16 protein-coding genes are annotated in these 21,914 nt (G+C 35.3%); 8 read left to right on the plus strand and 8 right to left on the minus strand.

All coding sequences use genetic code 11. The features are described from left to right. Positions 1-158: 158 nt before the first annotated feature. The 5 genes from NSA47_RS15040 to NSA47_RS15060 all read right to left on the minus strand — a co-directional run bounded on the left by NSA47_RS15040 (position 159) and on the right by NSA47_RS15060 (position 5,148). Complete coding sequence (locus tag NSA47_RS15040; protein ID WP_257533473.1) at positions 159-638, minus strand: pyridoxamine 5'-phosphate oxidase family protein; 480 nt, start codon at positions 636-638, stop codon at positions 159-161. Between the two features lie 332 nt (positions 639-970). Then, complete coding sequence (locus NSA47_RS15045; RefSeq protein ID WP_257533475.1) at positions 971-2,047, minus strand: tetratricopeptide repeat-containing glycosyltransferase family 2 protein; 1,077 nt, start codon at positions 2,045-2,047, stop codon at positions 971-973. Positions 2,048-2,123: 76 nt separating this feature from the next. Beyond that, positions 2,124-3,683, minus strand: coding sequence for a permease-like membrane multi-spanning protein (locus NSA47_RS15050; RefSeq protein WP_257533477.1), 1,560 nt, complete (start codon positions 3,681-3,683; stop codon positions 2,124-2,126). Next, the gene (locus NSA47_RS15055; protein WP_257533479.1) at positions 3,676-4,389 is read right to left on the minus strand and encodes an ABC transporter ATP-binding protein; all 714 of its coding nucleotides are present in this window, start codon (positions 4,387-4,389) and stop codon (positions 3,676-3,678) included. The genes NSA47_RS15050 and NSA47_RS15055 overlap by 8 nt, the downstream gene beginning before the upstream one ends. Positions 4,390-4,539: 150 nt before the next feature. Beyond that, positions 4,540-5,148 carry a TetR/AcrR family transcriptional regulator gene (locus tag NSA47_RS15060; RefSeq protein ID WP_257533497.1) on the minus strand — a complete coding sequence of 203 codons (609 nt, stop codon included), beginning with the start codon at positions 5,146-5,148 and terminating at the stop codon, positions 4,540-4,542. A gap of 263 nt (positions 5,149-5,411) precedes the next feature. Between NSA47_RS15060 and NSA47_RS15065 the strand changes: the two genes are divergently transcribed. After that, a complete protein-coding gene (locus NSA47_RS15065) occupies positions 5,412-6,458 on the plus strand; it encodes a collagen-like protein (RefSeq protein WP_306811205.1) in 1,047 nt (348 codons plus the stop codon). Between the two features lie 200 nt (positions 6,459-6,658). After that, positions 6,659-7,330, plus strand: a complete 672-nt coding sequence (locus NSA47_RS15070; RefSeq protein ID WP_257533481.1) for a class A sortase — start codon at positions 6,659-6,661, stop codon at positions 7,328-7,330. 102 nt (positions 7,331-7,432) lie between these two features. Here NSA47_RS15070 and NSA47_RS15075 read toward each other — a convergent pair whose 3' ends face one another. The 3 genes from NSA47_RS15075 to NSA47_RS15085 all read right to left on the minus strand — a co-directional run bounded on the left by NSA47_RS15075 (position 7,433) and on the right by NSA47_RS15085 (position 16,970). After that, positions 7,433-12,535 (minus strand): collagen binding domain-containing protein, encoded by a 5,103-nt coding sequence (locus tag NSA47_RS15075; protein ID WP_257533483.1) that lies wholly within the window; start codon positions 12,533-12,535, stop codon positions 7,433-7,435. A gap of 152 nt (positions 12,536-12,687) precedes the next feature. Beyond that, positions 12,688-13,812, minus strand: coding sequence for a response regulator (locus NSA47_RS15080; protein WP_257533485.1), 1,125 nt, complete (start codon positions 13,810-13,812; stop codon positions 12,688-12,690). Between the two features lie 95 nt (positions 13,813-13,907). After that, positions 13,908-16,970: a hybrid sensor histidine kinase/response regulator gene (locus tag NSA47_RS15085; protein ID WP_257533487.1), complete on the minus strand. Its 3,063-nt coding sequence runs from the start codon at positions 16,968-16,970 to the stop codon at positions 13,908-13,910. Between the two features lie 519 nt (positions 16,971-17,489). Between NSA47_RS15085 and NSA47_RS15090 the strand changes: the two genes are divergently transcribed. From NSA47_RS15090 to NSA47_RS15115, 6 genes are all read left to right on the plus strand, one after another. Further along, positions 17,490-17,867, plus strand: a complete 378-nt coding sequence (locus tag NSA47_RS15090; RefSeq protein ID WP_257533489.1) for a DUF134 domain-containing protein — start codon at positions 17,490-17,492, stop codon at positions 17,865-17,867. Beyond that, the gene (locus NSA47_RS15095; protein ID WP_306811206.1) at positions 17,864-18,274 is read left to right on the plus strand and encodes an iron-sulfur cluster assembly scaffold protein; all 411 of its coding nucleotides are present in this window, start codon (positions 17,864-17,866) and stop codon (positions 18,272-18,274) included. Before NSA47_RS15090 ends, NSA47_RS15095 begins: the two co-directional genes overlap by 4 nt. Beyond that, positions 18,249-18,617 (plus strand): NifB/NifX family molybdenum-iron cluster-binding protein, encoded by a 369-nt coding sequence (locus tag NSA47_RS15100; protein WP_257533491.1) that lies wholly within the window; start codon positions 18,249-18,251, stop codon positions 18,615-18,617. Before NSA47_RS15095 ends, NSA47_RS15100 begins: the two co-directional genes overlap by 26 nt. 1 nt (position 18,618) lies before the next feature. Then, positions 18,619-19,479, plus strand: a complete 861-nt coding sequence (locus NSA47_RS15105) for a nucleotide-binding protein (protein WP_257533502.1) — start codon at positions 18,619-18,621, stop codon at positions 19,477-19,479. Then, complete coding sequence (locus tag NSA47_RS15110) at positions 19,457-20,359, plus strand: ATP-binding protein (protein WP_257533493.1); 903 nt, start codon at positions 19,457-19,459, stop codon at positions 20,357-20,359. The genes NSA47_RS15105 and NSA47_RS15110 overlap by 23 nt, the downstream gene beginning before the upstream one ends. A 65-nt stretch (positions 20,360-20,424) precedes the next feature. Beyond that, entirely contained in the window at positions 20,425-21,624 is a 1,200-nt protein-coding gene (locus tag NSA47_RS15115; RefSeq protein WP_257533495.1) for an iron-sulfur cluster carrier protein MrpORP, read from the plus strand. The last annotated feature ends 290 nt before the right edge of the window (positions 21,625-21,914 follow it).

The raw sequence follows: 21,914 nt of genomic DNA on the forward strand, positions 1-21,914 counted from the left end.
CTAATTCATAGCTTTCTTCTACCTTGATTTTTTGCTTTTTATCTCAAGGTTTATTTGTTATGCCCTTTTTTATTCATTCACTATATTACTTTCAAATTTAGTTGTTGACATATTACCAGATTGCTTTCAAATAAAGAATCCCTTTTTAATCCCCTTACTTATTTCAAAACCTCTATAGCTGCTTTCCCTGTCATATGCTCAATATTGATCTCCACTAAACAAACTCTATTCCATTCATCTTTGATTTCTTGTAATCCCTCTTTTATAAAATCAGGTGAATATTTTTCAACTAAACATTCAAGAGCATATTGTCTTTCATGATCATCTGTAAGAATTCTTGCTCTTCCAAATGCAGATACACTTCTAAAATGAGTTGTAAATGTTTGTTGAATTACTTCATCTTTTTCTATTACACAAAAAGTTACTTTATCATTTCTTTTAATACTATCTATTTTATGCCCTTCTTTTGCACAATGAAAAAATATCTTTCCATCTTTATATGCATAGCTAATTGGTACAGTATAAGGGTATCCATTATCTCCATTTACTCCCAATACTCCCGATGTACATGTGTTAAGTATTTCTTCTATTTTATCTTTAGATAATAATTGCTTCTTTCTTCTCATCTCTCTAAACATATTGTAAACACCTCCTAGACTAATCATACTAAGTTTATTCCTTCTATGCAATAAGTCGACTATGCCTACCCTTTTTCACTTTCTTAAATGGCTTCATTTCATTTTTTATTCCTCCTATAACTAAAATATAAGGAAGAAATCCTATTGAAGTCAAAAAACAGCTAGCCCCTTTTGGGATTAACTGTTCTTATGCATTTAGTTATTCTGATGCTACAGAATTGAAGGGTCTTCCAGGCAGTCAACGAGAAAGGTTTGGTGTGAACAGATAACAGGGTCAGGCCCTTGTATTATCTGCTGAATTGGGGAATTATTCAGGTCTGCCCTCTTTCTTTTCATTTATCTATGCGATTAAAGAACTCTTTGTTATATAAGAAGGCAGGCGACTTGGGTTTGTAGGTTCCAGCTAAATCATTATAATAGATTGCTTTTTCTATATTTCCCAATCTATAATAGGAGAGACAACATTGGAGAGCGGGAATATATCCATAATAATCATGATATATAAATCCATTATTTTCTATAAGGTTTTTTTTCTTAATCGCCATTTCATACCAGAAAACAGCAGATTCATAATTGGATCGTTCAAAATAGATCTGGCCTATTTCACAACAAATATCTGCTCTAGGCACGTGGTATTCAAAGCTTCTAAATAGGATTCTCAATTGATTGATAGAATCTCCCATCTTAGCGTAACATAGAGATAGGAGCTTGCATGCTTGAATACAGTCTTCTTGCCAACCCTTATTAGAATCTAAAAATTCAAGAAAATATTTTATTGCTTTTCCATATAATTGATTATAATATAATTCTCTAGCATAATAATAGCTACCCCTTGGACTTAAAGTTTGATTTTTTGCCAGGATATTCTCATATATATTTAAATTTCTTTTGTCATTTTTCTTTCTAACTTTTTCCCCATGCACAATCGCGATATCGAGATAATATATATCTCCTCCCGGATTTATAACCTCATGCACTGGTTCTACCCATTTAAAGTCCATACTCCTTCTAAATATACGTTCTCGATAATAGGATAAAGTTACGTTGCCCTGGTCGTCAAAGCCCACATTGTATTTCATAAATATTTGATCATATATAGGCTCGGTATTTTCCTTAAAGTTTTTTAATTTTATTCGATCTTCTTCTAAGATAAAGTCATCTGCATCCAACCACATGAGATATTCTTTCGTCCCTTTAGAAAAGGAAAAATTTCTGGCAGCAGAAAAATCATCTATCCATTTAAAATCATATATTTTATCGGTATAAAGCTTGGCTATTTCCTTTGTACGGTCTATTGAACCTGTATCCACAATGATAATTTCATCTACAATATCGTATATGGAATCTAGGCATCTTTTTAAAACCGATTCTTCATCCCTTACAATCATACATAGGCTAATTTCTATCATAAGATAACTCCTTTCTTAACATCTATATAATTTTATTCTATGCTTATGATAGAGAAGATGATTTAGGAATGATGAGTTAGAATATTTTTGTTTTCAAAGCTTTTTGATACATGAATCCTGTAAGGATGATTATTACCAATGCCACACTCCAGATAGTAAGTAAAAAAGGAGTATTCACAAACCAAACCAATAACACCGGTAGGGCAATTGCAATCATTCCAACAGTACCAGAAATAATCACAGACATACTTTGCTTTACAACAGCCATTTCTGTATCCCATTCAAAGTTTGGAAACCGGCAGTTAAAATAGATCCCTTGAACGGCTGTAAACATAGAGTAGATCATGGGCAGCAGTATAATTGTTACCATTTGTATCGGCGTAAGTGAGAACTTAAACAAAAAAGTTATCATTGCAAATAAATACCCAATACTGTGCAAAGTCATGGTTAGGGCAATTTTACTGTTTAAAATAACCCTCGTTGACACGGGCTTACTTTGTAGTATCCACATATTCTTTCCCTCTAAAGATATGGATGAAGATGATGGAGAACTTAGGGTGATAAAGGCTGAGATAATAAGAGGGGCATAAAGTACCAAAAATTCATTTAGATTAGAGAAGCCTATTTGTTTTTGTATCATTGAAATAGGTGCAAATAAAAGGAGTATACTAAGAGCACATAATACAACAACCCCTAGTCCTGCATTAAGAAGTAAGACATGGGAAGCTAAAAAGCTGCCAAGCTCTTTGCGATAAAGTGCGGAAAACTTCGAATGCTTTTTTATCACCTTTTTACGGTCAGGAGAACTTTTCCCCGTTACAACAACGAATGTATGGAGTGTCACGTAATGGGGAGCGATTAATCTTACAAAAGTCCAAAATACTACAAGAGATAATAGAATAAAAAGGGCAATTTGAATAAAGGAGAGAGGGTTTTCAATGAAGAACATCTTTGACATAGGATATAATCCGCTCAGTTGTTTAGTCAACGCTACTCCTATATTGCCATTTCCGCCGCTTAGCTGACTTGCCATAGCCATATACCCTACCGTACCTATGAGGACAAAAGAAAATGCCGTTGAAAGAATATTTTTATTATGAAATTTTGACGAAAGCACTACAATCCCTATCCCTAAAATAGCTGAAATATACATGGGGATCAGTGGTACAAAAATCACAGACAAAAAATATAACAAAGTAAGCAGTAAATTAGGTCCCATACGGAATGCCCATATTATTCCTGTGGGGATCATAAATAAGATACAGAACAATAAATTAAGCAGATACATAAATCCAAACTTGCTGATAATGATTTCCCTTGGCTTGATGGGTAATGCAAGAAGATGTTCAAAATCTTTTGCGCCAAATAAAATTCCATTAGAACGCAATAAAGTAAAAAATAAAATAGAAAAACTTGATATTGCCACCATATAAGCAGGAATCATATTCCCTTGACCAAGCTGAATCAAGAAATTTGCAGTGATAAAATTGTATGCTCCAAGGAGAATGCCTACAATAGCAATTCCCATTCCAAGAATGATAAAGCTTTTCTTTTTCTTACTATCTGGATTCAAAATTTCATTGATGGAAAAATAATTATATAATGAAATGCCAAGAAGCAACCATGCTCTATTCATCTGCCTGCACCTCCATAAATATACTTTCTAATGATTGATTTCCTTTGACCTCTTCTGTCCACCCGCTGCTTACTAATTGCCCCTGCTTTATAATTGCAATCTTGTTACACAGTTTTTCTGCAACATCTAATACATGGGTAGAGAAAAAGATGGCACCACCATTGGTCACAAGTTCGTTCATCACTTGCTTTAAAGTAAATGTAGCCTTTGGGTCTAAACCTACAAATGGTTCATCCAATATGAGTAGTTTCGGTTGATGAACCAAAGCGGCAATAATCGCAGTACGTTGTTTCATTCCATGAGAGTAAGAAGAGATTACTTTATTAAGATTTCCTGTCATCTCGAAAAGATCGCCATATTTTCGAATGCGCTCTCTCCGGCTTTGAAGTGGAATTTCATAGAGGTCTGCAATAAAATTGATATATTGAATCCCTGTTAAGTGCTCATATAAATCGGGATTATCGGGTATATATGCCAGCATAGATTTACATTTTAAAGGGTCTTTTTTGATGGAGTACCCACCAATGAAGATCTCCCCAAATTCAAAAGGGTGTATCCCTACAATGGCTTTAATTGTAGAAGTTTTTCCTGCCCCGTTTGCACCGATAAAACCATAAATATCTCCGGTCTCAATTTTTAGGCTAAGACAATCCACAGCTTTTTTTCCTCCCGTATAAATTTTAGTAAGGTCTTTAATCTCTAACATAATATTTCCTCCTTGTTTTACTGACAAATTGTCAGTATGGTTTAAAAAATAAAAAGCTTTCTCGTCGATAGAATGCTTCATTGAAAACTGACAAATTGTCAGTTTAATATTTAAAATTATCCCCATGAGGGACCTCATTGGGACAATAAATTAAGGAAAAATAGGTTCAGACACACCTAAAGTTCGCTCTAGTATTTTCTTAAAGCTGGTAAGATATTGTTCTAATTCTTTATCATTTTTGCATTTGATTTTTACATCATTAGAAACAAAAGTATAACCGGTCATCAAAAATTCCGAGGTTTCCATCGGATGGCTCACATGAAAAGTACCCTCTTGATTTCCTTGCTCAATAATATGTGAAAAGTAAATAGTAATGGTGTTGGCCATCTTATGATAGAAACGGTCAAGCATATAACGATTTTCTTCTAAATTAATACTTTGTTGAAGGCCTTTTTTTTCTTCGGTTATTTCGGCAGGACTGATTATTGTCATTTCAATAAATTTACCTACCTTTTCAATAGCAGTATATTCCTTTGCGTATGCTAGCGTGTTCAACTGAAAAAGCAGAGGTTGGCTAAATTTCTCTACAAGACAAAACAAGATATCTTCTTTGTTTTTAAAATGATAGTAAAGCAAACCACGAGATATTTTTAATTGGTCTATAATATCTTGAGTTGTTGTATTCAAATACCCTTTAGAAGTAAACAGTCTTAACGCGGCTGTCATAATTTCTGCTCTACGAATTGAAGGTTCTTTCATATCTCTCACTAAAACACCTCCTAATAATTAGAGTATAGATCACAACTGACAAATTGTCAATTTGATTTAGGCTTATTCCAAAAAGTTAAACCTTTTGTATTGTTCTTCATAATATATAGTGATAAGTTGTTTTATGATCTACTGTAAAGTAAGGCACTAAATACAGTTTCTGTTTTCTATAGAATTTTCGACAATTATAACCCTATATTCTAGTGTAAATCATAAAAATCATTGTAGATGAAAATATAGAAAGGAGATTTTATATGTATTATAGTAATTGGAATAGTCAGTATAGCTTCAATAAATTAAAATGTGATTGTTATAGAAGAGATCGTGATCGTTGTAAAATTGAATGTGAATGTGTTATAAAATATCCAACAGGGCCAAATGGTATCACTGGGCCTACTGGGCCCACTGGACCTACTGGGCCTACTGGACCCACCGGACCTACTAGTACCACCGGACCTACTGGACCCACTGGGCCTACTGGACCCACTGGACCTACCGGACTTATTGGACTTTCTGGTCCCACTGGACCTACTGGTCCCACCGGACCTACCGGACCCACTGGACCCACCGGACCCACCGGACCCACCGGACCTACTGGACCTACTGGACCCACTGGACCCACTGGGGCCACCGGACCTACCGGACCCACTGGACCCACCGGACCTACTGGACCTACTGGACCTACCGGACCTACTGGACCCACGGGTGTAACCGGAGTAACTGGTGCTACTGGTCCCACTGGGGCAACAGGGCCCACCGGTGCTACTGGACCTACTGGACCCACTGGGGCCACCGGACCTACCGGACCCACAGGTGCTATCGGTCCCACTGGGCCTACTGGGCCCACTGGAGCTACTGGCCCGACTGGGGCCACCGGAGAAGTGGTTTTGGCTTTTGGATCTTTAAGAGGAAGTAGTATAGAGCTCCCTGGAGAAGCATTGACCCCTGTACCATTTAGTATAGTTGGACCTTTATCAGATACCATCACAGTTAGTCCATCGGGCAATGAATTAGTGGTAGGAGAAAGTGGCCTTTATCAAATAACGATATCTATTAACGCTGAAGCCACTACAGATCCTGATCCTGATCAACCCTATCTAAACGCGATTATTACTGTCAATGGGACACCGATTTTTGGTGATGCGACTACTTTCTTCAAGATAGCTAATAGAAGTAGTTCAACCTTTGTGGTTCAAGCCTCCTTGACCGCAGGAGATGCAGTAGGAGCGAGTATTGGCACGGATTTCCCCGTTTTAGGTTATATGAATCGTTCTTTAACTATCGTGCAATTAAGTGATTAAAAGACTTTTAATCTTAATGAAAGTACCCGATCAAATGATCATGTTAGGTTGTCCGTAATAGGTCTTGCCTGATTTTCTTTATATGAGAGCATACCCTTTTGGGTATGCTCTCATTTCATTCGTCGTGTCCTATTAGAGTTTATTTGTTATTTGAAATATATGGTATAATGATAGGAGGAAGAATAAAAAGGAAGATATATATGAAAAAGAAACTATCGATTATCTTGATCATCCTTGGGCTGTTGATTTTAGCTGCCCCCTCTATCATGAATAAAATAGTAGGGATAAGAATAAATAAAGAAAATGAATTCTTGGATAATCTATCTGCCCAAGATCTAGCAAATAATGAAAATTTAGAGGCAGAATATGATTATTCCACTGTAAGAGATCTAGAATTTAACACTTTTTTTTCACATCTAGATGCATCCTATGATAAAGCCATTATCGGTCAAATAAGTATTCCAGATTTAGATATTTATTTACCCATATTAAAAGGAACCACCAATGCCAATCTTTTAGTAGGTGCTACTACCATGGTTCCCCATCAACAAATGGGTGAAGGCAATTATCCTTTGGCCGGTCATTATATGAAGGATAAAAACTTATTATTTGGCAATCTTTTAAATATCAAAAAAAATACCATAGTGAGATTAACCGATAAAAGAATCATCTATGAATATAAAATATATGAAACTACTGTTGTATCGGATACCGCCCATCATATGATAGGAAATCAAATGGCCAAAAACCATGGCCAACCCATCTTGTCTTTGATGACTTGCTATTACACTTCAAAAAGTGGTCAACGATTTTTTGCTTTAGGAGAATTAATTGATGAATATCCTTATGAAAAAGGTTTAATGTATCCTTGAACAAAAAAACACCTGAACTCATCGGTGATATGACCCCCAAAACTTAGATTTTTGGTCTAACTTTTGGGGATCGGTTCACGGAGTTCAGGTGTTTTTTTAATCTTATGATTCAGATGTTCTAGATTTTCTAAATAATACAATACCTACTGCTAAGGTGAATAAGCCTAATGCATAAAGCAATTTAGATAATGTAGTATTGAACCCAGTCTTTGGTAACATAGGTGTATCTTCTTTTTCAGGATCCACAGGATCTACTGGACTAACTGGTTTTTCTGGTTCCACATAGGTGTTTGTGATTGTTAAACCATCTTCTGATAGGGTCTTTGTATAATTCTCAGGTACTTCTATTTCATCTACTGTATACCTATACTCATTGCCATTTATATCTGTCTTATCTAAGTCAGTCCAAATATATTCTGTCTCACCATCTTCTAAAGCCACTGGCTTTCCATATTCTTCTCCATCTCGGAATAATTGAAGTTCTATAGTTGGTTTTTCCCTTGGTCCACCATCCCATTTCTTGGTTCCAGTTATATCTATCTTTGGTATAATATAAGTGTTTGTAACTGTTAAGCCATCTTCTTCTTTTTGATAGTTTTCTGGTTCAAAATCATTCCCCTCTTTATCCACTTCTTTTACAGAGAAGATATATTCATTTCCAAAACTATCTGTCTTAGTAAGACCCGTCCATACTACTTCTGTTGTGCCACTTTCTAATGCTTGAATTTTAGCTTCTGTTTCCGGTACTTTTTCTAATTCTCCACCTTCAACTTGTCGATATAATGCAAACCATATTGTTGGTCTATCTGTTGGTCCATTTTTCCATACTTTTGTAGCTTTTGCACTTGCATCCATTGGGCTAACATAACTATTTGATATTGTTAGACCATTTTCTGCTTTTATATAGTTTTCTGGTTGGAAATCATTACCTTCCTTATCGACTTCCTGAACCGAATAGATGTACGTATTTCCATTTATATCTGTTACCTCTAAATCTTCCCAAGTTACTGCTAGAATATCATTGGCTAATTCTTTGATTTCAGCATCTTCTACTCTTTCTATTTCTCCTCCTGCAATTTGTCGATATAGTGCAAACCATATTGTCGGTCTTTCTTCTGGTCCATCTATCCATTCTTTCTCTGCTGTTATATCTGTCTTTGGTATAACATAAGTGTTTGTAACTATTAAACCATCTTCTGATACTGTCTTTGTATAATTTTCAGGAACATTTACTTCATCTACTGTATAAGAATACTCGTTGCCATCTATATCTGTTCGATCTAAATCTCTCCAAGTATATTCTGTGTCCCCTGCTTTTAGAGTTACAGGATCTCCAAAATCTTCTTCATCTCGAAGTAATTGGAGCTCAATAGAATCTGGTCTGTTATTTTCTCCACCTTGCCATTTTTTTGTTCCTATGAATTCTATTTTTTCTTTGGAGTTTTTAAAGATTCCTACTTCAATATTTTCTTCATTGTCATTATACTTAGTATCAACAACAATTTCTATCTCTTCATCCGATAGAACATAGCCTTCTGGTGCTTTAACTTCTTTTAGATAATAAGTTCTAAGTGGTAGATTTCCAATCTCAAGAACACCATTTTCAGTAATATATTCTTGCTCACCAAATTGAACTTTTTCTCCATTCAATTCATACCATAGGGTAAAGGTTGCCTCATTATTGTTGATTTCTTCTTCAGTTTCTGAATCTACTTTAGTAACTCTTAATGCACCTCTGTCTTTAGCCCATTCTCCACCTGCTGAAGAGAATTGTCTAGCTTCTAACCTACTAGATTCTACAACTTTTTGTTCAAAAGATTTTCCGTCAAGTGAAATGGAGTTACCTATTGTACCCTCAGTTTCTGTTACAACGGTTGTATATCTTAAAACTAAGGTGTCTTTCAAGTCTTGGTTAATGTTAATGACTAAATTCGTCGCCCCAGTCAGTTCTTCATTTCCATCGGTATGTGGAACTACCTCAAGGGTATAATCTTCTTCTTCAATTAACTCAACTTCTTCTGTTCCTACTAATCTATATATTTCAAGACTACCATTGAGATAAACATGACCGGCACTGATTGTATCTGTAATCACAGCTTCACTAATGATGGATAGGCTTTCATTTACAGTTACTTCCCAATCAACTTCGTCACCTGTGAATACCTTTCCATCTGTTCCAATTGAACCTTTTTCTAAGAAATCATCGTGCTCATCATAATTAAGGGTTGCAGAATAATCATAATCCACCCCATCAACGGTAACTTTTGCCTTATTAGTATATTTATCTCGTGATATATCCGGTACTGATGTTGTAAATTCAACTACATATCTTTCATCTATTACAAAGCCATCTGCAAAGGTTAAGGTAAATTTATCCCCCTCAAGGCTAAGTTCATAGTTACTAGAATCAAGTACACTGTCTTTTCTGATCGTTGTTTCCCCACTAGAATCCACATCATAAACCGATACCTTAATACTCTCTTTATCGATATTTCCTCCATACTGTAGCTCATCGGTTACTACTACATTGGTTCCAAGGTTTTGCTGTTGATAGTTAAAATAGAATTGCCATGCAATTTTTCGTTCACTACCACTTACCCAACCTTCTACTGCATTTCCTTCATCATTAAAGTGAACTAATTTTCCTTCTTTTTTCCCACTGTTCCAAGAATCTTCCCTTACTCTTGTATCTGCCTTAGCTTCTCTCTCAATATCATTATTATTTTTTGTTTTTCCAGTAAATTTAGCCTGGTTGATATAAAGTCTTTCACTTTCTTTTTTATCTACACCTATATGAGGTTCTGGACTATTGCTATCTTCATCCACATATTGGGGGTCATAGGAAGTCGTATAATCAACAATCAAACGACCATTGTCTAAGGGTAACGCTGATGAATGAAGCTCAATAATGAACCCTTTATGATAGCCTCTTTCTCCATTTTCTTCTCGAGGCACTAAACTATAATCTATCCCTTTTTTAAGTTCTACTCTTTCACCATCTTCTCCCGGTCCGGTAACAACCACTGAATCAGGTAATAAAATCATCCCTTTATTGGGGAAAGTATCTTCTATTACTAATGAATTAATGGCTTCTCTTCTTGGATTTATACTTAAACTCCAATTTATGGTCTTCTTTTCATAGTCTATTCCTTTAAAACTTTTATCGTAAGTGTTCCCTTCTGGTTTTATTTCCGCACTACTATTTTCTCCGCCTTCACCAATACCATCACCTGTCATCCCAACACTATTCTTAAAATTATTAATAGTAAAGTTTGTAATTTCAGTTGTATATTGAACTTTAAGCTGTCTTGTACCTACATTTCCTAAGTCAATTTTAAGAGCTGTTCCGCCTTCAGCGTTAGGATCAATGTCGATGTCAACAGGAGGATATAGCTTTCCATCTTCATCTTTAATTTCTATATCCTCTTCAGTAATTGCCAATCCTTCTGGAATCAAGTCCGTTAACACAACATTTCCGATATTATGTCCTGCTTCATTGACATAAATGGTCCAAGTAACTGTTTTATTATCATAGTCTATATTGGATACCCCTTCTTTACGAAGAATAGGGTCTCTTACTATGTCAACTTTTGCGTCATCATCATTTAATTCCTTATCCCCATCTTTTAAAGTTGCCTCATTTTGAAAACCATTGTTTTTCTGGTAATCTCCATCATTTACTTTTTCCCAGTCAACATCTGTTTTAAATTTAATTCTATAGGCATCTTCTTGACCTAATGTTCCTAATTCTATAGGGAATTTAGTAAATGACTCTTCATCGGGATGGGCCTCTCCTTCTACCCATCTATCTCCATCTTGTATAATTCTAACTACTTGGATACTCTCTGGATCCACGGTTAAGCCATCAGGTAAGCTATCTTCTACAATAGCCTCTCTAATGAGACTTCCATTTTTATTTACATCAATTTGCCACTGAATTACATCGGTGTTCCCTACTTGCCTACCGCTTTTTTCAATGGGATTACTTCTTGTCAATCCACCAACGGTTGCATCTGCCGGTAACTTTTTATTATTATAGCTAAAAGTAGCATTATTTTTAAAAGTATCTTTTGAGTAATCTTCAATGGTTGTAGTATATTTAATTTGATAGCCTTTAAAAGGTTCTATGCTGTCAAATTCAAACTCAAATTCATTCCCTTGGATACTTGGTGTTGATAAGAACTCATCCCCAACAATTTTCTTGCCATCATAATTTAGAGTTATTTTATTAATCACAAAACTATCTTCTTGTAATTTTAATCCCTCTGGGATAATATCTTTAACGGTTGTCCCTGTTATCTTTTCATCATTGGTATTTATAACATCAATGGTCCATGTGATTTCTCTTGCATCATGTTTACTATCAGGATGTCCTTCTTTTTCAATACCACTATGATTTACATTTGGTCTTGCGATAACCGTAATGTTTTGGTCGCTATTGTCATGAAATGGAATCTCTTGTTCTATATTTTGTCTGAATTTTTCTAGATTGAATTCTAATCCAAGATTCACAAATCCATTTTGAACATCATCGTTTTCAATATTTTGATTAAATTCAAACTTTAGCACACCCTCATCGATATTGTAGGTTCCTACTACTATTCCGTCAACAACAATGTCTTGGGCTGGTGTTGTAACAATTTTGAAGGCATCTGAAAGTTGTATTTCAGCTGTATCCCCACTTTGGGCATTTTTTCCTTCTGTATTCCACTTAAAATTAATTTGTGCAATAGTCCCTTCCTGTATTGTAATAATATCACCGTCTCCAATAAGCTCTCCACCAATAGTAAGAGATTCAAAGGTAAAGATATTCCCTAAATTTCTTAGAGGTCCAACTCTAAGGGCTCCTACTCCACCAGGGATATTCTCTTCCTCTCCTCCAGTCTCATTATCCTCTTCTACGGGTTCTTCTTGAGATTTCTCTGTTTCTTTCTTCTCTTTAGGTTCTGCTTGAGGAGATTCTTCCTCTACTGCTTCTTTCTCAGGCTGCTCAGAATCTTTTTCATATTCTTCTATAGGGTTTTGTTCTTCCTCTTGTCCTTCGTCTTTTGTTTCTACATCTCCAACTACTTGATCTATTGGTGATTGGTTATCTTCCTCTGTAAAAGCCACAGCTAGTGTTGAGGGTATGATCATTTGAAATAGCATTATCAATACTACAATCAACGCAATATTATATCTGCTTTTACCTTTACATCTATTCATATAAAATCCTCCTTTCTCTTTATCAAAATATATGATGAACTACTACATGCTTATGTGTTTTTTAGTTTTTATTATTTTATTATAGAGCTATGAACAAATACTTATCAGATTCTGAACAAATACTAAACGTACAAAGCCTCTATCATAATTTTTTATGATAGAGGCTTTGTAATAGACTCAATATGCTTTTTATATAATTGTATTGTGCTTTCCTTTGGTTTTATATTTAATTCTTGTTGCAACTCTTGGGCATAATTCCTAAAAAATTGTTTTAATTTATTGCTATTCCCTTGTTGAGCATAATATTGAATGATATTTTCAGCAATATTATCGTCAAAGGGTTCTATTTTATATAGGAACTCTAAAGTTCTTCGTAAAATAAAGGAGCGGCTATTTGCTTCTAATTGAGTGTTGGTAAAATGAATAAGGATATCTAAGACAGATTGTTTTACATCCGCTTGAATCCCTAAAGCCCAATGGTATCCTTCATATTTTAAAAAATCTCCTTTATACAAGTTTATAATCTCTTCGATATCTTGGGGATCATGATGATTACAATCAAGTATATCTTTTAATCGATCAAAATCATAATCTATGGGTACATTTAGTTGATACTTTCCATTATAATAAAGGATACTATTTTCAAATCCTAGTTTTTCTAAATTTTTTCTTATTTGATAAATTGTTGTATGAATCAGAGTACTTGCCTGCTCAAGACTTTTATCTGGAAAAATCCTTTCGGTAATTACATCCTTAGGTATAGGTGTTGTTTTATACACTAAAAGATATGCAAAGAGTTCCTTACTCTTTTTTGTTCGCCAAATCAACGGTCTACCCTTGGAATCCATGACATGAAAAGAATCAAAACAATCTACCTTTAAACAATTGTCTATTTCTTCCGCTGGCTTCTCCTTCTGGTTGAATCGATCTCTTAATCTTTTAATGGTTTTATCCAGTCGTTTTTGTTGAATAGGTTTTAATAAATAATCAATAGCATTGATTTCAAAAGCATCTACCGCATATTTTGAATAGGCTGTTATGAAAGCAACCTCAATAGAGTTCCTTTCCCTTATAAAATATTCTACTATTTCCAATCCATTGATTGAGCCCATTTCAATGTCTAAAAAGATAACATCTGGCCTAGTATCTTTCATTTTTTTAAGAGCAACCATTGGTTGAGTATAAGCACCTACTATTTCAATGTCTGGGTATGGGGATAGTAAAGATTTTAGTAACTCTAATGCAATGGGTTCATCATCGATTAATATAACCTTCATATCATTTCACCTTGTTTTTGACATTATCTTGCATTTCCTTCATTTTCACAAAAAATCAATATTATTTAATTTTACTATAACGTACTGAACATAAACTAAACAAATTTAATTGTATTTTTCACTGGAATCCTAATTGTTATCACACATCCTTTTGATTCTTCACTTTCCAATTCCAAGGATGCTCCTTTAATCCTTTTAATTTTCTCCTTCACATTTTTAAAGCCTAAGCTTTCATGATGACCACTTAACAAGGCTTCTTTTCTTTCAGCACTCATTCCCACACCATCATCTTCAATAGTAATGATAACAACATCTATATTTTTTTTGACCGCAATCTTCACATACCCACCGTCTTTTTTAACAGCAATACCATGACGTATAGAATTTTCTACTAAAGGTTGTATCGTAAGGGGTGGAATCATCAAATGGATATTTTCATCGATATCAAATAGAATCTTTAATCGATGGCTATATCTAAGATGTTCTATTTCTAAATAGGCAGTAACCAGTTCTAACTCAGACTCTAGAGAAATGAGACTCCTATTTTGGTACACATCCAGCTTCCCTCGAAAATAGATGGATAAATTGTTTAATGCTTCTCTAGCCTTAGACATATCCGTGTAGCTTAAACCAATGATGGTATTAAGTGTATTGTATAAAAAATGGGGCGATATTTGAGAATAAAAATATTCAAATTCTTTGCGAAGCCCTTCTTCTACAGAGCTTTTCATCAATAATAATGACTTAATTCTAGATCTTAATTCTACACTATCGGCAGGTTTCTTTAGAAAATCATTAGCCCCACATTCAAAGGTATTCTTAAAATCCTTTATCCTTCCAGATGCCGTTAGCATGATAATAGGCAATTCCACCATGGAGTATTTTTTTCGAATCTGTTGGCATGCTATATCCCCAGAAATATCCGGTAGCATAAGGTCTAAGATTATTAAGTCTACTTGGTGATCTTCCAAGATTTTAATAGCTTCCCTTCCATTGTGAGCAAATATCAGATTATATTGGGCCTCAATTAATATATCCGCTAATACCTTTTGATTGGAGATTTCATCGTCTACAATCAGAAGGGTAGCCCTATCCATGGAATAGGCCATCTCTTGTTCTGTAATTGATTGCTCCAATTGTGCAACCTCAATAATATCTTCTTGAATTTCCTGCAAGGGAATGGTAAAGAGAAATGTACTTCCCTTTCCATAAGTTGACTCTACATCCACTGTGCCACCTTGTACTTCAACTAATTGCTTAACCACTGAAAGTCCTAATCCCAACCCCAGCTCTGATTGGACAATATCATTATCTAGCTTTCGATAAAATTTATTAAATATACTCCCTAAATCCTCTTCTTTAATACCGATGCCCGTATCCCTTACACGAAAAATAGCATATTCATCTTGGATAGATGCTGAAATAGCAATTTCTCCAGATTTAGTATATTTAATAGAATTATTCACTAAATTATAAATAACTTGGATAAACTTTCCATGATCGGCTTTTAATTGTGGAAAATCTTCTGGAATGTTATTTATTAATTGTATATTTTTATTCTTGGGTATAACAGCGTGTATTTCTCTTAGTACATCCTCCACAATCTTATGGGAATTGATGGTTGCCAACCGAATGTTGATCTCCCCATCTTCCATTTGAGAAGCATATAGCAAGTCCTCTACTAAACTAGTCAATCTCTTTCCTTCTTGAATAATAAAAAATAAACTCTCTTGTTGTTTTTCATTTATTGTCCCCTTTTTTCCTTCAATGAGTGCCTCGGTGGCATTTAAAATCACATGAAGTGGTGTCCTTAATTCATGAGAAACCCTTTCTAAAAATTCATCCTTTAATTTATCCTCTTCTAATAGTTTATTTGATAGGGATTGTACATTTTTATAATCTATTTGAAGTTTTTCCCCCATCAATAATGCAATGCTTATGAGTATAGTAAATACCAATACTAACATGAGATTCCCTAGGTAAAATTCAAAGAAAACCCGTAACACCATTGCCATCCAACAGGAGAACATGGTAGAAGTAAAAATCAGGATATACTCTAAGGATTCTACTTTTTTAATAATTGATTTTATGAGGATAAAGAAGATCTTCATAAAAGCCATAAAGGTGGTTGCCGATACAAAGTACTGGGAAAATGAAATGGTTATAAAGGATGTTCCCTCTACCGTAAAAAATGCCAAGGACATACTAAGAACCACCAGGCCTATAATGATATTGATAACTTTTCTATTACTACATTCTTTAAAGGAATAATACATAAATTTGAGTAAACATATGGTGAAAATCATAATGGATACTAACTGTATTCGCATCCTTATATTTTGGCTATATCCAATAAGAGAATGCAGTAACTGTTCATTCAAGGTGGATAGATAAAGGGATATAAAAATACTTGTCAAACTAAAATACAATAATTCCTTCCCTTTTCCCCTTTGAAAATAAGTTGCAAAAAAGTACAGTCCTAAAACAAAGGCAATAGAAATAGCCATAGCGTCAATACCCCGTACAATGCGATCCTGCCTTAATATAGATTCATATCGCCCAAATTCTATGGCCTTTGTAATGCCTCCGCTCATATAATCATAACTTGATACATGAACGATTAATATTAATTCTTGGTTTTCACTCTCTACAAATCCGATTCTATGGGATTCTTCTGCTACGTAATTGGCTCTATCCATAGAAGGATTCCCAGCAGAAGCAATTTCTCTATTTTTCATAAAAATTCGATTGGAAGTTCTTATGGTTCTCGATTTTATTCCGTATAGATCATCCTGTGGCAGTTTAAGTTTTACCCGATATGTACCAGAGCCATCTACGCTTCCATCCTTGTTTAAATAGGTTTCCCAAGAGCCAGGTACCTCAACATATTGTTTTATATTTTCATATTCATCAAAATCATCTTCTGGAGTCAATAATTCATGGGGATAAAATTCCCACTCTCCTGCTAAATAAATATTGGTGTCTTGATGCATATCCCAATGATGTAAATCAATAATTCCTTTATCTGCATGAAATTCATGGGGTTGATCAAAAAAATTAATCCATACAATATATATTAAAACCATAAGAATAATTGCACTAGATACAATAATAGAAAATATAAATTTTTTATTGGTCTTAAGTCTATTTATTATCATAATGCCTCCATTCTATAGCCTTTATATCAATCTTATTAAGGGTATTATAACATATGATTAACCTCCATATATACAAGAATAGCTCTCTTCATTTAACCCTATTTATTCTTTAATTTGGCTGTTCTATAGAGAATAAACGCATCCATGGTAGACACATTTCCTTGCGTAGTGCCCTCTCCTGCTATGCCTTTGTAACATCATTTTTCAGTCACACTGGTCTTCAATCCATTACTTTTAAAATGAATACTTTGAGGTAGGAAAATGAAAATTTTAATGGATTAGCTAAGTACAATCTATAGAAAGCCCCGTACATTAAATAAAGCTTCTTTCACATATGATGACCTTTGTTACCATGTTAAGGGACTGCTAACTCCAGGAGTATTCCTTCTTGGTTGGTAGTCTTTTCTATATTTCTCTTTTAATTAATTTAAGATTAATTAATTATTGACATATGTCATAAACAGAGTATAATTAGAATTGTAAATGACATATGTCATAAACTATAAGGAGGTGAACGCTATGCCAAGACCAATGAAATGGAGAAAAGTATGCAGCCTTCCCGAAAGTAATAAATTTGGGCCTCTTGATCCTCCTACAAATGCAAGAAATTATGTAAATATGACCGTCGACGAATATGAAACCATAAGGCTTATTGATTTGAAGGGCTTTACACAAGAAGAATGTGCCACCCAGATGAATGTCGCCCGTACTACTGTTCAAGGCATTTATATTGAAGCCAGAAAAAAACTGGCTGAATCATTAGTCAATGGAAAAGTACTGTTTATTGAAGGAGGTGAATACCGACTTTGTGACAGATTAGGAAATGGATGTGGCAGAGGCTGTCATAGGCACGGGCGTGGTAGAGGCTTTACAGATAATGAGAATCGAGGTGACTGATTATCTACTCTGAAAAAGTAATTGAACATTTTATGTGTCCTCAAAATGCTCATAGTATGCCTGATGCCGATGCCCAAGGAAGTTTTGGTGATCCTTCATGTGGAGATTGTTTGACTATTTATATAAAGGTCAAGAACAATCGTATAGATGAAATAAGTTATCTTGTATTTGGTTGTTGCGCATCAATTGCAACCTCCAGCATGACATCGGTGTTAGCAAAAGGTAAAACCCTAGAAGAAGCCTTGAATATTACAGAAGAAAATATTCTTCAAGCTTTGGATGGGCTTCCTGAAAATAAGGTTCACTGCTCAAATTTGGGTGTAAGTGCATTACGTAATGCGATCAATAATTATTTAATAAATAAAAGAACGGAGGATTCTTATGATCATAGCCATTCCGGTAGATGAGAAAAATTTGAAGGCTACTGTATGTGTATCCTTTGGACGTACTCCCTATTTCCTTATATATGATACAGATACTAAAGAAAGTGTATTTCTTGACAATAGTGCAGCAGCAAGTACAGGCGGGTCAGGGATCAAGGCTGCACAAATAATAGTGGATAACAAAGTAAATGCTTTGCTCACTCCTCGTTGTGGAGAAAATGCTGCTGACATGCTCAAAGTTGCTGATATCAAAATATTCAAAACCATAACTATTTCAGCTAAAGATAATATTGATGCCTTTATTGCTGGAAAACTTCCTTTGCTGGATGAAATTCATGCTGGATTTCATGGACAGGTCGGCAATTAAAATGAAAATAGCTGTGCTAAGTGGCAAGGGAGGCACAGGAAAAACACTGGTATCGGTAAACTTAGCTGCAGCTGCAAAAACATCAACCTACATAGATTGTGATATTGAAGAACCAAATGGACATCTATTCTTTAAACCTGAAAATACTCAGGAGGAAGAAATAACAATAAACATTCCAAAGGTAGATAATGAGCTTTGTAATGGATGCCGAAAATGTGTTGATTTCTGTAAATTCAATGCCCTTGCCTATATAAAAGAGAAACTTATTGTTTTTGAAGAGGTTTGTCACTCCTGTGGTGGCTGTATTCTGTTTTGCCCTGAAGAGGCCCTTACTGAAAGAGAAAAGGTTATTGGAAAAGTTCAGAAGGGAACTTCCGATCAAGTTACGGTGTACACAGGAATATTAAATACTGGAGAAGCCTCAGGTATTCCTATGATAAAAAAGCTTCTACATGAAAACACACCTCCATCAAACAAACTAACCTTTATTGATTGCCCTCCTGGAAGTGCCTGTATGGTAATGGATAGCATCAAGGATGCAGACTACTGTATATTGGTAGCTGAACCTACGATATTTGGTGTTCATAACCTCAATATGGTATATGAACTAGTCAAGTTATTTAATAAATCTTTTGGTGTAGTTCTAAACAAGTGTGTAGAAGGAGACAATCCGGCTGAAAGATTCTGTGTAGAAAAAAACATTAAAATTTTATCCCGGCTTCCCTTTGATAGTGAACTTGGGATATTGAATTCAAATGCCAAAATTGCCGTAAGGGAAAACGAAAAATACCAGGCTTTATTTTCTTCTCTGCTAGAAATAGTGCAAGAGGAGGTGCAGCATGAAACAACTTCTCATTCTTAGTGGAAAAGGTGGTACTGGAAAAACCACTATAGCTAGTGCTTTTATAAAGCTTTCAAAGGCTAAGGCTTATGCAGATTGTGATGTAGATGCACCTAACCTACACCTAATAACAGAACAAAGCTCTGCACCAAAGAGAACAGATTATTATGGTTTGCCAAAAGCCGAGATAAATACAGAATTGTGCATCCAATGCGATAGGTGTAGACAAAACTGTAGATTTGATTCTATTTCAGTAGATAAGAAATACAAGGTAAATCCCTTTGCCTGTGAGGGCTGTGGAGTTTGCCAAGCTATCTGTCCAGTAGAAGCTATATCTTTAAAACCAGCTGTAGCTGGTGAGTTGATGCTCCATGCAAAGGAAGGAAAAGTTTTTTCTACAGCCCAGCTGAAAATGGGTAGCGGCACCTCAGGAATGCTGGTCACAGAGGTGAAAAAACAGATGAAGTCGGCAACAGCTCCTACCCATCTTGCAATTATTGACGGTTCTCCCGGTATAGGCTGTCCAGTTATAGCATCCCTTAGCGGTGCGGATATGGTTTTGATGGTGGCCGAACCTTCTATATCAGGCATTCATGATATGGAACGAATTATAAATACAGCAGCGAAATTTGGGACCAAGACAGCAATATGTATAAACAAGTTTGACACCAACATTGAAAACACAAAAAAGATTGAAGAATTCTGTAAAAAACAAGGGCTTGCTTTTATGGGCAAAATACCTTTTGATGCAGGTGCAATAAAAGCCATTAATAATGGACAGACCATTGTAGACATAAACTGCGCATCAGGTATAGCCGTGAAAGTGGTTTTCAATAAGACAATAAAATTGCTTTTTGAAGAATACCCTGTTCTGCACTCCAATGATGCATTACATATTTAAGATAGCTGTGGGTGTAGCGTTCAGCAGGTAGTGAAATAATCCTCTAAAATAAAGGAGCTAAAATCATGAGTGAAGATTGCAACCAAAGCTGTAGCAGTTGCTCAGATGACTGTGCAGAAAGAAAAGAACAAAAAACCGATTTCTCCAATAAACCCCATGAGATGAGTAACATTAAAAAGGTCATTGGTATTGTCAGTGGTAAGGGGGGCGTCGGCAAATCACTAGTTACTTCTATGCTTGGGGTTACCATGAATAGAAGGGGTTATCATACCGCCATTCTTGATGCGGACATTACTGGACCTTCTATCCCTAAAGCATTTGGTATCAGAGAGAAAGCTATAGGCAATGAATTTGGATTATCCCCTGTGAAAACTAAGACTGGCATTGACATTATGTCTGTTAACTTACTTTTAGAAAATGATACCGATCCGGTTATCTGGAGAGGACCTATTATTGCCGGTACAGTCAAGCAATTTTGGACCGATGTTATCTGGAGTGATGTAGACTTTATGTTTATCGATATGCCCCCAGGTACTGGTGATGTTCCCCTCACGGTATTTCAATCTATTGCTGTTGATGGAATTATAGTAGTAACCTCTCCCCAGGAGCTAGTCTCTATGATTGTATCAAAAGCCGTCAAAATGGCCGAGATGATGAAAATCCCTATCATTGGTCTGGTAGAAAATATGTCCTATTTTAAATGTCCTGACAATGGTAAGGAGTATAAAATATTTGGTGATAGCCATATTGAAGAAATTGCTGAAAAGCATAACTTAAAGGTTTTGGCCAAATTACCTATTGATCCGAAAATTTCTGCTGCCTGTGATAAGGGTATAATCGAACTTTTTGACGGCAATTGGTTTGATCCAGTTGCAAAAATATTAGAAAAAACGGAGGAAAGAAAAATGATTAAAATTGCGGTAGCAAGTGAAAATGAAATGGTGACAGAGCATTTTGGGCATTGCGTCAACTTCAATATTTTTGAAGTTAAAGAAAAGCAAATTGTAAAGAGTGAGTCCATACCAAACCCTGGGCATAAGCCTGGATTCCTACCTAATTTTCTGAATGATATGGATGTAAATGTGATTATCTCAGGTGGTATGGGTGGCAGCGCTATCGACATCTTCAATGAAAAATCCATAGAGGTGATAACTGGAGCAAGCGGTAATGCAAAAGATGCAGTAGAAGCCTATCTACAAGGTACTCTAAAATCCACAGGTTCGGTTTGTCATGATCATCAGCATCATGATGAATGCGGAGAGTAAATATCTGATTTATAGTTGTAAAATAGTACTTGTACAGTATCATTAGTGCAAGTACTATTTTACAACTATATATCTGTGAACTTAGAGTATGCTGCTTTTGCCGTATTAATATTTTGATACCTATTTCATGTATAGAAAATAACAAGGGCACTCTACCCATTACTGAGGTGACCCCTTAAAGTTAGACTTTATTAGCGAGACAGTTTCGGCTGCCTCGCTATTTTTATGCAGCCTGAAGACTAAGTCTGTATTGCACTGGACTTAGCCATCCAAGTTTCTCTTTAATTCTC

It is taken from the genome of Irregularibacter muris (assembly GCF_024622505.1).
Classification (GTDB): domain Bacteria; phylum Bacillota; class Clostridia; order Eubacteriales; family Garciellaceae; genus Irregularibacter; species Irregularibacter muris.